Origin of the sequence: Staphylococcus pseudintermedius (genome assembly GCF_034042775.1) — a bacterium.
GTDB lineage: Bacteria > Bacillota > Bacilli > Staphylococcales > Staphylococcaceae > Staphylococcus > Staphylococcus pseudintermedius.
Genome location: NZ_CP120150.1, coordinates 339,251 through 355,314, shown reverse-complemented (window position 1 = coordinate 355,314; position 16,064 = coordinate 339,251). Strand labels below are relative to the sequence as shown.

The 16,064-nt window shown below is 38.5% G+C and carries 13 protein-coding genes; 6 read left to right on the top strand and 7 right to left on the bottom strand.

The features are described 5' to 3' along the window. Window positions 1-680: 680 nt before the first annotated feature. Window positions 681-2,768 carry a YSIRK-targeted triacylglycerol lipase gene (gene lip, locus P3U61_RS01400; RefSeq protein WP_063279092.1) on the top strand — a complete coding sequence of 696 codons (2,088 nt, stop codon included), beginning with the start codon at window positions 681-683 and terminating at the stop codon, window positions 2,766-2,768. A gap of 832 nt (window positions 2,769-3,600) precedes the next feature. Here the strand turns inward: lip and P3U61_RS01395 are convergent. From P3U61_RS01395 to P3U61_RS01380, 4 genes are all read right to left on the bottom strand, one after another. Continuing rightward, window positions 3,601-4,776, bottom strand: coding sequence for an ABC transporter permease (locus tag P3U61_RS01395; RefSeq protein ID WP_063279093.1), 1,176 nt, complete (start codon window positions 4,774-4,776; stop codon window positions 3,601-3,603). After that, entirely contained in the window at window positions 4,760-5,455 is a 696-nt protein-coding gene (locus tag P3U61_RS01390) for an ABC transporter ATP-binding protein (protein ID WP_063279094.1), read from the bottom strand. Before P3U61_RS01390 ends, P3U61_RS01395 begins: the two co-directional genes overlap by 17 nt. Beyond that, window positions 5,452-6,504: an efflux RND transporter periplasmic adaptor subunit gene (locus tag P3U61_RS01385; protein ID WP_015729651.1), complete on the bottom strand. Its 1,053-nt coding sequence runs from the start codon at window positions 6,502-6,504 to the stop codon at window positions 5,452-5,454. Before P3U61_RS01385 ends, P3U61_RS01390 begins: the two co-directional genes overlap by 4 nt. Before the next feature lie 107 nt (window positions 6,505-6,611). Beyond that, a complete protein-coding gene (locus P3U61_RS01380; RefSeq protein ID WP_199569136.1) occupies window positions 6,612-7,253 on the bottom strand; it encodes a hypothetical protein in 642 nt (213 codons plus the stop codon). Between the two features lie 177 nt (window positions 7,254-7,430). Between P3U61_RS01380 and P3U61_RS01375 the strand changes: the two genes are divergently transcribed. After that, a complete protein-coding gene (locus P3U61_RS01375) occupies window positions 7,431-8,033 on the top strand; it encodes a YIP1 family protein (protein WP_063279096.1) in 603 nt (200 codons plus the stop codon). 58 nt (window positions 8,034-8,091) lie between these two features. Here the strand turns inward: P3U61_RS01375 and P3U61_RS01370 are convergent, their stop codons facing one another. Both P3U61_RS01370 and P3U61_RS01365 read right to left on the bottom strand, forming a co-directional pair. Then, window positions 8,092-8,544: a DUF1648 domain-containing protein gene (locus P3U61_RS01370; protein ID WP_063279097.1), complete on the bottom strand. Its 453-nt coding sequence runs from the start codon at window positions 8,542-8,544 to the stop codon at window positions 8,092-8,094. Beyond that, the gene (locus tag P3U61_RS01365) at window positions 8,531-9,394 is read right to left on the bottom strand and encodes a fructosamine kinase family protein (RefSeq protein ID WP_096536075.1); all 864 of its coding nucleotides are present in this window, start codon (window positions 9,392-9,394) and stop codon (window positions 8,531-8,533) included. Before P3U61_RS01365 ends, P3U61_RS01370 begins: the two co-directional genes overlap by 14 nt. 112 nt (window positions 9,395-9,506) lie before the next feature. On the opposite strand from P3U61_RS01365, the gene P3U61_RS01360 reads away from it, so the two are divergent. The 4 genes from P3U61_RS01360 to P3U61_RS01345 all read left to right on the top strand — a co-directional run bounded on the left by P3U61_RS01360 (window position 9,507) and on the right by P3U61_RS01345 (window position 13,466). Next, a complete protein-coding gene (locus tag P3U61_RS01360) occupies window positions 9,507-10,169 on the top strand; it encodes an NAD(P)H-dependent oxidoreductase (protein WP_014612939.1) in 663 nt (220 codons plus the stop codon). Window positions 10,170-10,502: 333 nt separating this feature from the next. Then, entirely contained in the window at window positions 10,503-11,492 is a 990-nt protein-coding gene (locus P3U61_RS01355) for a tripartite tricarboxylate transporter substrate binding protein (protein ID WP_063279099.1), read from the top strand. A gap of 18 nt (window positions 11,493-11,510) precedes the next feature. Further along, window positions 11,511-11,954 (top strand): tripartite tricarboxylate transporter TctB family protein, encoded by a 444-nt coding sequence (locus tag P3U61_RS01350; RefSeq protein WP_014612937.1) that lies wholly within the window; start codon window positions 11,511-11,513, stop codon window positions 11,952-11,954. 12 nt (window positions 11,955-11,966) lie between these two features. Then, entirely contained in the window at window positions 11,967-13,466 is a 1,500-nt protein-coding gene (locus tag P3U61_RS01345; protein WP_065354003.1) for a tripartite tricarboxylate transporter permease, read from the top strand. Between the two features lie 56 nt (window positions 13,467-13,522). On the opposite strand, the gene P3U61_RS01340 is transcribed toward P3U61_RS01345, so the two are convergent. Beyond that, on the bottom strand, window positions 13,523-16,045 hold the full coding sequence (locus tag P3U61_RS01340) for a glycosyltransferase (RefSeq protein WP_199569134.1): 2,523 nt from the start codon (window positions 16,043-16,045) through the stop codon (window positions 13,523-13,525). Window positions 16,046-16,064: the final 19 nt, after the last annotated feature.

Below are 16,064 nucleotides of genomic sequence, written 5' to 3'. Positions count from 1 at the left end.
CACATGTGTAACAAAGATTTCGTCGTACTGCCCCGCAAGGCTGACTAGACTTCTCAAAAAGCATGCGCATTGAGAAGTCAGACAGCTACTGCGTTAAATGGTAGCCACTTTTAAAGTTAAATGACGTTGTTTAGCCTTTAGCTGATCCCTCAGGAGTCTCAGCCTTCTGGGCAATCTTATATCGAATTCAGAGAACTGAGGGCAAGTTTTTGAAACCTAGCAAAACAATAGCATCAATTTTTTACCTCATTCACTCTAGTTTTCCAACTGCTTTAAAATCAATTAACCCATCAAAAACCTATGCATGGATTGAGGCTGGGGGAGCATATCATCATATCCCAGCCCTCTCTTTTTGTTATGCTCAAAAAATTTTAGACTTCATATTGAACGTCAAAATTAACGCCACATTCCCCTTCAAATTCATGTCTCAGAGCATTTAAAGTAATAAAATAAAAAATCAAATTTTGAATTAATCGTTTTGACATTTTTTTAAAATTACTGTATCCTTACACCAAATTAATGAAAACCTTTTCAAATTATATTTTCGGTTTTTCAATATAAAGGGGGGAAAACTAATGTCTGCTATTTTAGCTAAAATATTCGGTTTCTTACCACGTTTACTGATTAACATTTTTGTCTAAACCCTATTCATTTAATTTAATAAACAAAGAGGTGGAAAAATGAAAGATCAAAAACAACTTTTTAGTATTCGTAAATTTAACAGCGGTGCCTCATCAGTCGTTATCGCATCTTTATTTTTCATAGGTTTATCTCACGCACCTGCTTTAGCCGATACTGAATCAACGGCCCATTCATCAGAACAAAAGTCTACTGTACAAGCGACCAATCAAGAAGCGCCTGCGACCAAAGACGCTACACAAGCAAAATCGACTGCTGAAACAAATCACGCACAAGAAGATACACCCGCTTCTCCTCAAGCTAAAGAAGCATCGACACCAACATCCGAGAAAACAACAAAAGATACATCCGTCATGTCATCTACAAAAACACCTTCTGCTCAACAATCAACCGAAACAAAAGATTTACATACTGACAAAATGCAAGATGACACGGCCTCTGAAACAGATCAAGCATCATCCAAATCAGTAGCAGAAGCACCTAAAGAAACAGCTGATTTGAAAGAAACTTCGGAACAATCACCATCGACAGCAGAAACAGTTATTGATTCCGACGCACAAGTGGATAATGACGCACAAAAAGACGTGCTAAATACAGTTCAAACTAGTGAAAACAGCGCACAGCAAACAGAAGAAACTTTATCTAAAAATGAACCCACTCACTCACAGAAGGCACATTTACCATCTGATGAAAATCGTGTACCTACAACAATTGATTTATCTGCTGACGAAACACATCAACGCCAAGAATTGACAGAACAGTCTGATAATAATACAAAAACGTTCAATGCACGCGTTGCACCTCGAGCAGTGACAACGAAAAGCGTGGACAAAAATACGCTCGTGAATACAAAAGCGCCAAAACCTACAAAAGATGATGTGAAAACACTAACGACAGCCAATGTAGCGACGACACAACCACAAAATCAACAACGTCAAGCTGAACAAGTGAAGTCACAAGCAGATAAAAAAGCGAAACAAGGCTTCTATAAAAACAACGACCCTATCATTTTAGTGCACGGTTTTAATGGCTTTACAGACAATATAAACCCTTCTGTCTTATCTCACTATTGGGGTGGAGAAAAACTGAATATTAGACAAGACTTAGAAGAGAACGGTTACAACACATATGAAGCAAGTATTAGTGCATTCGGTAGTAACTACGACCGTGCAGTAGAACTTTATTACTACATTAAGGGAGGTACTGTGGATTACGGTGCAGCACACGCCGCAAAATACGGTCATTCACGTTACGGTAAAACATATGAAGGTGTTTACAAAGATTGGAAGCCAGGTCAAAAAGTTCACCTTGTCGGTCACAGCATGGGTGGACAAACGATTCGCCAATTAGAAGCGTTGTTACGCAATGGAAATCCTGAAGAAATTGCCTACCAAAAGGAACACGGTGGCGATATTTCTCCACTGTTCACTGGTAATAACGACAACATGGTATCCTCTATTACAACACTCGGCACACCACATAATGGAACACACGCATCAGATCAACTCGGTAATGAGCCGATTGTACGTCAAATCGTTTTCGATGTCGCACAAGTTCTTGCTAAAAATAAAGCACGCGTGGACTTTGGCTTAAATCAATGGGGGCTACAGCGTAAAGAAGGCGAGTCATTGGATGATTACTTTAATCGCGTTGCAAATAATGACCAATTGTGGCGTACCGAAGATAACGGATTCTATGATCTAACACGTGAAGGCGCATCAAAATTGAACAAAAAGACTTCACTCAATCCAAATATCGTCTATAAAACGTACACAGGTGAAGCCACACATCCGTCACTTTCAGGTAAACAAAAAGCTGATTACAACCTGTTTTTCCCATTCACACTCACAGCCAATATCATCGGTAAAGCTGCTGAAAAAGAATGGCGTGAAAATGATGGTCTCGTGTCAGTCGTTTCATCACAACATCCGTACAACCAAGCATGGATCGATGCTACAGATGAAGTGAAAAAAGGGGTATGGCAAGTGATGCCTGTACAACATGGTTGGGACCACGTCGACTTTGTGGGTCAAGATACGAATGATACCGCACATTCACAAGACGAACTTAAAGAATTCTGGCACAAACTCGCGGAAGACTTAGTCAAATCAGAGGATCAAACAGCATAAGGAGGTTAGGACAATGGCAGGAACACCAATAGAACTATTATTATCCATTTTTAACGTCATTAAAACGATTTTCAAATTTTAATCCTATTTAATATACACGGCATCCGGACACAAAAAATTTTGATGCTATTGATACATTATTTTGTTTAACTTGCTTTCCGTATGATTTGTGGATTTTGATTGCCCTCATGGTTACGCATTCTTAGGGACTGCTCCTTCAAGAGTCTTAGCCTTCTGGGCAATCTTAGACCTAATACACCGAGACAGAGGGCAAGTTTCTGAAATGATGACGACCAATATCATCAATTTGTTATGTTCAATCCCTCCCTTTATTTTAATACTGTTTTATAATTATTAATGAATCATAAATCTATGAATAGATTGAAATCTAAAATTTTCTATGTCTCCCTCTTTCATTGTTTAAACCGCTTCAAAAATGTAGTGCAATACAAAACCACTCTTACTACTTCACACTCAACTCCCTACGCGACGATAATGATGAGATTCATACATTCACCTGTTAACAGTCAGAAAACCAAAATAAAGATTGCTAGAACCTTTCTTCTCTCACAAAATCAATAGCCTTTATTCGTTTGCGAGCTAGGCGAGACTCCTGAGGCATCCAGTCGAAGCGGAAAATCCACCTCTGCTACTGTCAAATCAAGCGTTGGTTAGTTGAAGCGAGGCACCTAGGAACGCGAAGCCCAAAACAACAATCTATAAAGGGTTAAATGATTAAACTGAGAAAAAAGGTTCAGCAACCTGTAAGATGCTCACCTATATTTTTAAAATAAATAATTTTGAAACACTTCAGCATCACCAATATGTGGGGTTACTTAATAATATCAATCAACTCTTTCTTCGCTGCGGCACGTGCGGGAATCCACCCAAACACAATCCCAATCAAAGTTGACACACCGACGGCTAAAATAATCGAACCTAAACTCACAGCGCTTTGAATATATTCAGGTGTCACCACATCGACCAATTTCGCAATCAAAATACCGATGACTAAACCGATAATCCCACCGATTAAACAAAGCACGACACTTTCGATTAAAAACTGAAACTCAATATCTCTTGCTTTTGCACCGAATGCACGTCGAATGGCAATCTCTTCAGTACGTTCTGCTACCGAAATATACATCACGTTCATCACACCGATACCTGCAATAAAGAGTGAAATCCCTGCCACCGCTGCGACAAAGTACGTAATAGAGTCAAAGATTTTACCGATACTCTTCATCAACGCTTCAGTATCTGCATATTCGTAACTGCCTTGCGCAACAGCTGAACCTCGTTGATTCAATTGATCCGCAACTTTTGTCGCTATTTCTTTTTTATCCGCATCTTCACCAACTTTTAACATCAATTGTGGATAGTCAGATTTCAAGTTAGGTAAATCCGCTTCAACTGTTTTTGTCGGAATTTGGACAGCATTCGGAACCTGTGCCTTTTCTTTTACACCGACGACTTCAAAACCGATATCGTCAATATACAGTGTTTGACCGACTGCATCACCTTTAAATAACGTTTCCGCCACTTCCGAAGATACCGTTGCCACACGCTGTTTCAATGCATTGTCTTCCTTACTAAAACCTTCCCCTTCGTCTGGTTCCGTGACAGTTTCACTTTTAACGACGGCCACATCCGCTTTCTTTTTCACAGTGCGCGCTTCAGCCGTTAAGCCGAGTGTATCATCTTCTTTAATACTCGCATCTTGAACCCCTTCGACTTGACGTGCAACCTCAATATCTTCAGTCGTAAAAGGCGGTTCTTTCACTGTATCAAAATTATTTGGTAAAAAGCTGACCAAAGCACTATCTTTCGACGCACCTGCATCACTGAACTGTTCGTCGGCTGTCTTTTTAAAACCATTTCCTAATGACATAATCGTAATTACGGCCGCAATCCCAATAATAATCCCGATCATTGTAAAAATATTACGGCGTTTATTTTTCATAATCGAACGTAATGAAACGTGGAGAATGTTAGCGATGTACGCCATGCGACAGCACCTCTTCTCTTTGAACTCGGCCATCCAAAATGTGAATGACACGATCCGCTTGTGCAGCGACTTTTGGATCATGTGTCACGACAATCATCGTTGTGCCTTGATCTTGATTCAACTCCATAAACAACGCCATAATATCTTCAGACGTTTTCGAATCGAGTGCCCCAGTTGGCTCATCGGCAATAATAAATCGAGGACGGTTCACAATCGCTCTAGCAATCGCCACACGCTGTTGTTGTCCCCCTGATAATTTGTTAGGCACTAAATTTTCTTTATCATACAATCCGACACGATGTAAAATGTCCAACACACGTCGATTACGTTCAGCTGGTCGCATTCCGGCATACAATAACGGCACACTGACATTTTCTAAAATCGTGTTGTTTTGTATGAGTTTAAAATTTTGAAATACAAACCCTACTGTCCGGTTACGAATCGCTGCCAATTCATTATCTGACGTTTTTTGGTAATTCTCACCATTAAACAAATAGTCCCCTTCATAACCGCGATCGATAAAACCTAAAATATTGATAAGTGTACTCTTACCTGATCCTGAAGGGCCCATAATCGCGACAAATTCACCTTGTTCAATCCGCAACTCGATATCTTTTAAAATGTGATTGGTTTCGTTCCCATTTTTAAAATGACGATTGATCCCCTTCAGTTCAATCATTTGGTCACCTCAACTTTCTCACCATCTTTAATTTTAGCGTCAGGATGGTTGATGATACGATCGCCTTTTTTAACACCTTTTTTCACGATTAATTCACCATTCTTTTCGTCATACGTAATTTTCGTACGATGTGCCACACCAGATTGATCTACAATATAAACATGATGATCTTTCGTTAGCACAGATTTTGGAATTTTGAGTGTTTCTAACGGAATCATTGCCTCTACGGAATAGCCGTTACGCGCATCAAAATCTAGTTCACCAATAGTCATTTTATATTTCGATGTTTCTTTGTCGCTTTCACCTGTTGGATGCGATTGTACAGGATTATTCGTTGTTAATGAATCAGCGCCTTCACTCCCTTCACCTACAACGGGCGCACTACCAGCAGCTTCTCCTTTAGCATCTTGTTGATAGCTCGTCGGAAGTTGTGAAATGTGCGTGATTTTCCCTTTACCTTCTTTACCGGTACTTGTTACTTTAATATTGACCGTATCGCCGACTTTAATCTTCTCTAAATCAAATTCCGAAATCGTTGACTGAATTTCTAACTCATTCGCAATTAATTTCAAAATTGGTTCACCTTCACCGACTTGACTGTTATCGACGAAAGATACTGTTCCATTAAATGTCGCATTTACACTGTTATTCACTTGACCGTCATAGCGATTCAATTGTTTCCAAGCTTGGTTAATCGCTTGTTGATCCCCACTTTGTTGCGCGTCCGTCAATTGTTTGACTAACTTTTGGCGTTGCGTTGGGTCAATATCATAATTCAATAATGGCGTGCCTTGAGTGACTGTCTGTCCATCTTTCACTTGAACATTTAAAAAAGTCCCCAGTTGTGCATTATTTAAATATGTTTTAATCGTCTCCGGAGAGATCTTCCCCGTCACACGCAGCGGTTTTTCAGTTTTTACAGTATATGTATCGTAAGCAGCTTCATTTTTTTGGCCTCCGACATCACCAAATGTTTTCACCAAAAATGCTATTCCTGTAAGTAAGATAACGCCTATCAGTGATGACACAATCAAAGTTTTTTTCTTCAAAATAAAAATCCTCCTTAATGGCATAAGATACTTTGGTTGTATTATAACATTAAGAAGGATAAATTCTCTTTAAAAAAACAATAAATTTATATATATATAGCAGACCGTTACAATTCTCCGGCTAAACTGAGTATCGTGTCTTCTAGAGCCGCTGAACCTAACGCCAGTAATATCGTCAATGCAATGGTTAACAAGCCTAGAGTCAAAGCAGCGCGTAAAGACAAACGACTTGTCGCATAATAAACGATAAATGTCACATAACCTTTGAATATCGTTTGTACATCAAAAGCAGCTAGGTACATATTCCCTGGTAGAAATATATTCAAGCTTGTAATGTTATATGTAGGAAATGGTAAATGAAAGATCAGTTGAATACATACAAATACTAGAGCAACCGTCGTCACAATAAGCGAATGACTGAATGAGGCAGATAATATCGTTTGGGCCGAAACATCGGAGTGCAACAGTTTAGAAAACATCATAAATACAACAAATGTAAACAAAAAACTAATCAATACCCCCATCAAACTACTCATCGTATCAGCGAACCAATGAATTTGATGGAACTCTTCAATATCTTGTTTTGAATAACCAAAACCTTCTAATAACGTTGTATTATCCGTATCAATTTTCAACAAAAACGCATGAATGAGTGTCACAACCATCATTAAAATTGCTTTCACTTTCCATGTCGGGTGGTTGCGCAAGTCTTCAAAATGTTGGAATAGAGGTGGATTTGTCTTGACCAACTTTGTTTGCCTCCTCAAAAAGATTATCTTAATATTATCACATTGTTAGAGGCTTTTTTATATTTCAAGTAAAAATTCTAAAATATGACAAAAGCTTATACAAATATCGTGATTCAAGTATAAAATTATATTATTTAATGCTATACTATTTTTAATACTTTTATGGGAGGCAGGTCTATGGTATTTTCAAAACCACTGTATATAGAAGCTTTTAACAGAGATAGGACACAACCTCATTTATGGAAGAAAATTTTATTACTTCTAGTTTTAATCATCATCCATGCTGCACTCGCTACTTTCACGGTAGATTACACTCAACAGCTCACTGAACAAGGATTAACGGAAGCACAAGCACAACAAGCCTCACCTATCGTCATGGTGATCGGCATCATTGGTGTCATCATCGTAAGTATAATTTTTGTCGGGATCACTTTCGTCATCACATTGATCATTTATAAGATTTTCAAGAAAGCACTCTCTAAAAAAGGGATATTCGGTGGCGTATTACGTTACTACAATACGGTATTATGTGCCACTATTATTATCAGTGCCATCCAACTACTATTTCATTTGGATATCACAACAGTTAAAATTGATTCGCTAAATATTTTCGCACCAGATAACGCGCTTTTAAGTGCCTTTAGTTTAACGAATTTGTTGTCAGGTTGGTTATTCGGTGTCATGCTTCATTCAAATGGTCATTTACCTGCCAAGTGGTCTTGGCTATTAGGCATCGCAGTGTTCATCCTAAGTGTCGTATTTACCGCAATCGCTGCATAAAGCATACATAAAAAAGAGAGAGGCTGGTAACTTAAACTCAGCCTCTTTCTTATCGTTGTTATGCTTGATTTCGTTTAAAGACATGGACGATACGAGTGACCAATGTCAATCCGATGGCGAGATACGCAAGCCACATGAGCCAAAACGGTATCCCTTCTTTACCATTTATCGTACCAATCAGATACACCATGTAAAGCACCCACACTGTCAACTGTACGATAACTAAAGTGTGCAATACATCTCGACGTTGTGACCGACTTTTTTCAACGGTTGCCCCTTGAATAGTGTGTTCCCATACTGGCGCATAGTGTAGCAACAAAGATAGAAAAACCCAGATAACCAAAAATATCACCGGTAAAATCCACAATTGACTTTTCGCACCCCATCCGTCTACATCACCATTGAAGTTCAAATGTGTCCCCACTTGCGCAGGGAGTTGCGTATAAAATAGCGCTAATATGACGATCGAAACCAACCACAAAATTGGAATACAGCGATTAATTTGCTTCATCTACAATTTCCTCCATCGTGGTTCTGACACTACCTAGATACATCGTGCCAAACTTCACTAAATGGACGAGCAATAAATACAACTCATAAAATCGAATGCGTAACGTCGCCCCTTCAGCGAGTGGATAGGCTGTATCATAAGCTTCATAAAATGCTGGACTAAATCCACCAAAAACTTTCGTTGCTCCTAAGTCAAATTCGCGGTCGCCGTATAAAGGTGCAGGATCAAACAGCGCGGGACGGCCATCAGTTAAAAACATATAATTGCCTGCCCATAAATCTCCGTGTAACAAAGACGGTAGGCTCTCATGTTGGGCTAACGTGTCTGCCATTAAGCCGTATACCTTTTCAAATAACGCATCATCCGAATCAGACCACAATTGACGCTGACGAATCACCTCAGCAAGCGGGTCCATCCGTTGTTTTAAAAATAATGTTTGCCAATCGTCTGCCCACCTATTATCAAATTGAATATCCCCACCTTCATAAGGCAAATGAAATCCAAATCGACCTTCTCGTTCATGTGTTTGATGCAATTGTGCAACCAATTTTCCGAGCGCTTTTTGACTGCCACTTTGTCCTTCGTCTAAATAGCTCAGTAATAGGTAAGCATCTTGATCAACCTGTCCTTGATCAATCACTTTCGGCGCCGTCACACCCGCTGCTTCAAACGCTTCGAGACCCGCGACTTCTGCATCGAAAAATGACGCTTCACGACCTGGTTGAATCAGCAAAAAGTAAGGACTTTCATTTGTATTGATGCGAAAAGCTTGATTGACATCACCACCACTGACCGGTTCAATCGACTGGATATCGTCGAGTGGTAAGGTGTGATACCATTTTTCATTCATGACATTCAACCCCTTTTCTCTTTTGAAATTGAATCCAAACAAACTATTTTAACGTCGATTTAAAGTCATCTATACTATAATTGTATGATACTACTTAAAGGAGTTGCAACAAATGGAAGATAAACGCCAAATGTTACTAGATACATTTAATTATCGCTTTGCTACAAAACGTTTTGATGCAAGTCGTAAAATTGACGACGCTGATTTCGATACAATTTTAGAAACAGGACGTCTGTCACCGAGTTCACTTGGGCTTGAACCTTGGAAATTTTTAGTTATTCAAGATCCTGAAATGCGTGAAGCACTCAAATCGATTAGTTGGGGCGCTCAAGGACAATTAGACACAGCGAGTCATTTTGTATTAATTTTAGCTCGTAAAAATGTACGTCCAGAAAATGAATATTTCCAAAAATTATTACGCGATGTGAAGCAATTGGATACGGATATGATTGAACAAATGAGCGAGAAAACATCCGCATTCCAAAACGACAATTTACATCTTTACGAAAGCGAACGTGCATTATGGGACTGGGCAAGCAAACAAACCTATATTGTACTTGGAAACATGATGACATCTGCAGCATTTTTAGGCATCGATTCATGCCCAATTGAAGGTTTCCAATACGATGAAGTATCACGTATTTTAACTGAAAAAGGCTATTTCGATGATGCAGAGTACGCACCATCAGTTATGGTGGCATTTGGTTATCGCGAGGAAGATCCAAAACGTGCCAAAACACGCCGTAGCAAGGAAGAAGTTATTGATTGGGTTTAATCGCCATCAGTCAAACATGAAGGATGACTGACATCAAGATTAATAGGCTGTATAAATACGAATCTTTAGCTTAATATCTGTTTATAAGGAAGCCAACATAATAAACACTAATCCCCCCACTGCCGCTATTAGTGAGGGGATTCTTTTTGTCATCAACTTCTTCTCACACTCTTTTATCATTAAAAGCTGCTCTCCCATCTTCTTTCAAACTTTGATTGATAACCAAAATCAAAATAATGTTGACAATAGTATATCATTTGAATCCAACCTCTATAATTCTGAATATTATGATAAAATATAACTAATTGTCACATACAAAGGGGGTATGGAGTTATGCGAAAACTCGTGACATGTTTCATGGGCCTTGTGCTCATTTTAGCAGCTTGTACGAATAACGACAAAGACGACAAACCTCAGACGTCAAGTAGTCAAAAATTTCCTAATGGCACAGTAGAAATTATTGCACCTGCTTCACCTGGTGGGGGCTGGGATGCGACTGCACGCGCTATCCAAAAAATTATGCAAGATGAGAAATTGACTGATCAAAATATTACAGTCGTCAATAAACCAGGGGGTGGTGGCGAGGTAGGCTGGCAATATCTCAGTGAACGCCAACCTACATCGATTGCAATTAATTCAAGTTTGTTACTTTCCAACCACGAACTCGGTTTAAGTGATTTGCGTCACCAGGATTTTACACCGATTGCAATTTTAGCGACGGAATGGATCAGTTTATCCGCTTCTAACCAATCTCATCTGTCTTCTGGTAAAGAAGTAATGAAAAAGTTAAAAGCCGATCCGAAGTCATTAACGATTGGTGTAGCCCCTGGTTTAGGGAATAACGACCATCTTGCTTTTGTACAAGCCGCAAAAGCATATGGCGTCGATGTGAAACATTTAGACTTTCTCGTTTATAAAAGTGGCGGTGATTTAGAAACCGCACTCCTCGGTGGACACGTGGATATCGCTTCAACAGCCGTTTCTGAAGTGAAAACGCAACATCAAGCAGGCAAGCTTAAAGTATTGGCAACCACTTCTGATCAACGTGTGAAAGGTTTAGAAGATGTTCCAACTTGGAAAGAACAAGGTTTAAACATGGTCTTCCCACATTGGCGTGGCGTGATGGGACCTAAAAATATGACAAAAGAAGAGCGCGCTTATTGGAATGACACCATGAAAAAAGTCGTTCATTCAAAGCAATGGGAGACCATTCGCAAAAACAAAAACTGGGATGCTTTTTACAAAGACAGCTATGAATCAGAAAAGTTTTTAAACGAACAACAGAAAAAATATAAACAACTGATTCAAGACGCTGGTTTTTAAACAAAGGGGGAATCAAAAATGGTACGACTTATTGCGCCTATCGTTTGTTTCGTTGTTGGCGTCATCTATTTACTCCTCTCTCTCAATTTACCGATTTCTAGAATTGGTGATCCGCAAAGTCCAAAATATTTTCCAATTCTTATCGCGAGTTTATTGATTGTGATGAGTATCATTTACTTTTTTCAAATGCTTCGTGATAAAAATGTGTCATTCAATGAATTCAAAGCATTTTTAACACCTCTCGTTCTGAAACGCATTGGACTGACATGTTTATTTATCCTTATTTATACAATTATTTTTGAACGTATCGGCTTTTTAATTTCGACAGTATTGTTTCTCGCAGCAGTGATGTTTCTAGTCAATGGCTTTCAACATTGGCTGAAAAATTTAATCGTTGCTATCGTCTTTTCAGGTGTCGCATGGTATACCTTTGCACAGCTGTTAGACGTGAGTTTGCCATAAGGAGGCGGTCATATGGGTATCGATATCAATAGTTTCTGGGAAGGGCTCTCGACCGCCTTCCAACCGATGAATTTATTGTGGATTTTAGTTGGCGGCTTTCTCGGTACAGTCGTAGGGATGCTGCCTGGTTTAGGGCCTGCGACGGCGGTAGCTGTACTGATTCCCGTCACATTTGGGATGAATCCGGTCAGTGCGTTAATTTTGATGATTTCGATTTACTATGGGGCAATGTATGGTGGCTCCAGAAGTTCGATTTTGCTAAATACACCAGGAGACGGATCAGCCATTGCTGCGACATTTGATGGTTATCCGATGACACTCAATCATCAAGCCGGTAAAGCTTTAACAATTTCTGCAGTTGCGTCACTGTTTGGCGGTCTCTTTTCAGTCATTGGCTTTATTCTTCTTGCCAAGCCGTTATCCGAATTTGCTCTACACTTTGGACCACGTGAATATTTCGTCTTATTCTTATTCACATTGTCCATGGTTGTCACATTATCGCTCGGTAAAATGGTCAAAGGGTTTATTGCCATGTCTATCGGTTTAATGATGAGTACGATCGGCGTCGACCTACAAACCAGTGTGTATCGTTTCACTTTTAATGTGACGCATTTAAGTGAAGGCATTGACTTTCTCGTAATCATTATCGGTGTCTATGCTGTTGCTGAAGTCCTATACAACTACATGCATTTAGATACATTAGTGCCTCCGAAAAGTGATTTAGGCTCGATGAAATTAACGAAAGAAGATTGGAAACGGACGCGCTGGACGATGTTAAGACAAAGTCCTATTGGTTTCCTTATCGGGGTTTTACCTGGTGCGGGTGGGTCAGTGGCTTCCCTACTCAGTTATGCGACTGAAAAACAATTTTCTAAAAATGGTAAACTGTTTGGTAAAGGGGCGATTGAAGGGGTCGCAGCACCAGAAGCTTCGAACAATGCCGCTTCAGTCGGTTCACTCATTCCGCTATTAACGATGGGTGTACCCGGTTCAGGAACGACAGCCGTGATTCTCGGTGCAGTTGTGATGCTTGGTTTACAACCTGGACCACTCCTATTCGAGAAACAACCCGAAATGGTATGGACACTCGTTAATAGTATGTTTATTGGCAATATTTTCTTAGTCATCATCAATATTGCGATGATTAGTCTGTTGTTGAAAATCTTAAAAACACCACCAAAAACACTTTATCCAATTATTTTAGTACTCGCCTTTCTCGGTACGTACACATTAAGTTATAGTGTTATTGACTTCTACATTTTATTAATTTTCGGCATCATTGGCCTGTTATTAAAATTATTAGATTTTCCAATTGCACCACTCATTTTAGCGTCCATTATCGGCTCAGATATGGAACAAAACTTCCGTAAAAGCTTAATTACGAGTCACAATCAACTCGGCGACATTTTCTTCGGTTCACCGATTGCGATTGTTTTAACCATGATGACTGTATTAGCATTATTCTATCCATTCATCATGAAACTGTTGAAGAAAAAAACAGCTTCAAATTGAGGTTAAAATGAAAAAAAGAGGGCACTCATTGTGAGTTCACCCTCTTTTTCATGCATTTAACGCTCTAGTAACGAATAAAACTCTTGGATGGTTTCTTCATTATATGCAACAGCATCAAACTTCGTATAATCTTTGTTCGTACCATTAATAAATTGCTCTAAACCTTTAGCAATGTCAACTTCATTCTTTTCTACTAACATCCCGTACTTCTCATCTTCAAGCACATAACGGTTAGCGATAATGTCTGAAGCAAGTACATTCGTCCCTACAGTCAACGCTTCTAAAATCACCATAGATTGTCCTTCGTAATGAGAAGTGAGTGCAAAGACATCCGCGCGTTTCACAATAAAAAACGGATTACGACGCTGCCCTAAAAAGTAAACATGATTTTGTATACCAAGCTGCTCGACAAGGCTTTTCAACGTCCCCTTCAATGGGCCATCTCCTAGAATGTATAACTTTAACTGTGGATATTTCGGAGCCAACTCAGCAACAGCTTTAATAAGTAAATCAAATCCTTTTTCTGGTGATAAGCGACCTACCGATACAATTTTGAAGTCATCTTGAGAAAATTCAATCGCTTCCATGCCATGTTCTGTTAATGTTGGTAATACAGGTGTCCCATTTTTTTCAAACAAGTCGCTATCATCATCAACCAGCTGATTGATCTTTTCAATATTGATTGTATTTCTTGAAGCAATATGACGATTTTTCAACTTCAGACCACCAAAGTTAGACTGATTAAGTTTTTTCGTTGCTTCTGAAACACTCACTAATTTATCAAAATACGGATAAAGTGAAATAACACCTTTCAAGTTTTGATAGTGTGGACGCTTCCCTTTCACTGTTCTCTCCATATCCGACTTAATATCACTATGCAATAAGATATATTTCTTTTTAGCGCCACTCGCCAAAATAAGATTTGACCAGAACATCGCATACCCACTGTAATCAATCGCATAATCAAATTGAGAGTCTCCAAATATTTTTCTAAATTCACGTTCGAAAAGTGCTTTCGGGTATAAACGTTTTTCAAAAGACTTGTAAATCCCTCTTTGTCGAACAAATTCATTTTGATAAAGCTCTTTAAACGTAGCAATCATCGGACCTCTTCTTAACACAATCCGTACATTGTCATTTAAACTCTGTAAGTTATTTAACTGTTCAACGTTATTCGTGTTATTCGTAAAAACTGTAACATCATACTTGTCATAGTTAATATTTGCTAATAAGTTAATAACAGAAGTCGTAATACCATTATGCTTCATTCCACCTGGGTACAGTAATATTTTTTCTTTTTGATGATGACTAGCATTTTTAGATGATGTGTCTTGTTGATTTAAAAATACGCTTTCGATTAAACGTTCAGTCACCGAGCCATTTTCATAATTTACAAAGTTATGCTTAAATTTTGCATATTTTTCCTGAACATCAGCATCTTTGTAACTTTCATTACTCACCAATGTAATCACGTCTTGAATATTATCCGCGACAGGGCCCGGTAAAGCACATAGATCTATATAAACACCACGCTCATTTTGATACTTGTCTAGATCCGGTACATAAAAGACAATGGGTTTATCCGTCACGAGAAAATCGAAAAATATACTCGAATAATCAGTAATCATCAAATCAACAGCCGGCATCAATTGATTCGTATCTAAAAAGTCTGGTACTAAATAAGGTTTGAGTTCTGGCATTTCTTTAGCCTTGCTGTAAACAAATGGATGTACCTTAACTAAAACTTGATGAGGTAGCTTTTGATTTAGTAATTTAATTTCTTCAAAAATATTTAGTAAACTATTTTCTGGGTCATTAACATTCTTCCCTCGCCATGTCGGACAATAAAGTATGATAGGGTTTTTCTTTAAGTTAAGATGCTCAGCTAAGTATTCGCGGGCTTCATTTGCCGTCGTATTAATCGTTAAATCTATTCTCGGATAACCTATTTCTAAGATTTCGCCACTATATAAACCATCCAATTTAAACGCATGCTTAAAAATATTCGTCGTATGCGCATTAGGACTAATCATATAATCTGATGCTAAAAAGTTTTTCATCGTATTTTGAGAGCCTTTTAAATTATTTTTAACATCAAATCCCATATGTTTGAGTGGTGTCCCATGCCAGGTATTAATATACACTTGTTCAGGCTTTTTTGTGAAATAAGCAGGAAAAGTCGCATTATTAATCAAAAATTTACTTTCGGTTAACGCTTTAAGGTATTCATTCGATTCCTTAATCACAAACGAGACATTTTGAAAGACTTTAAATTTTTCTTGATAGAAAACTAAAGTATCGGGATGATCTACTACCCAAATGTGTTGGTAATTAGAAAACGTTTCATGGGCATTTAAACCTAGAAAAATTGCGTAAGGACTGTCTGTGATACTTTTACCGTCTCTCACTTGATACAAAATTTGATGCGGTTTGATTGAAGTCGAATGATACAATTGCGCATATTGATTCACTTTTTTCTGATATTTTGATTTCGCCCTTTTTAAAATAGGTGACGCTATAAATTTATATTTTCTAGATAATTGATTTGACAGTATTGTCTTGATACTTTTTTTCATCATCTTTTCCTCCTTTAAATAA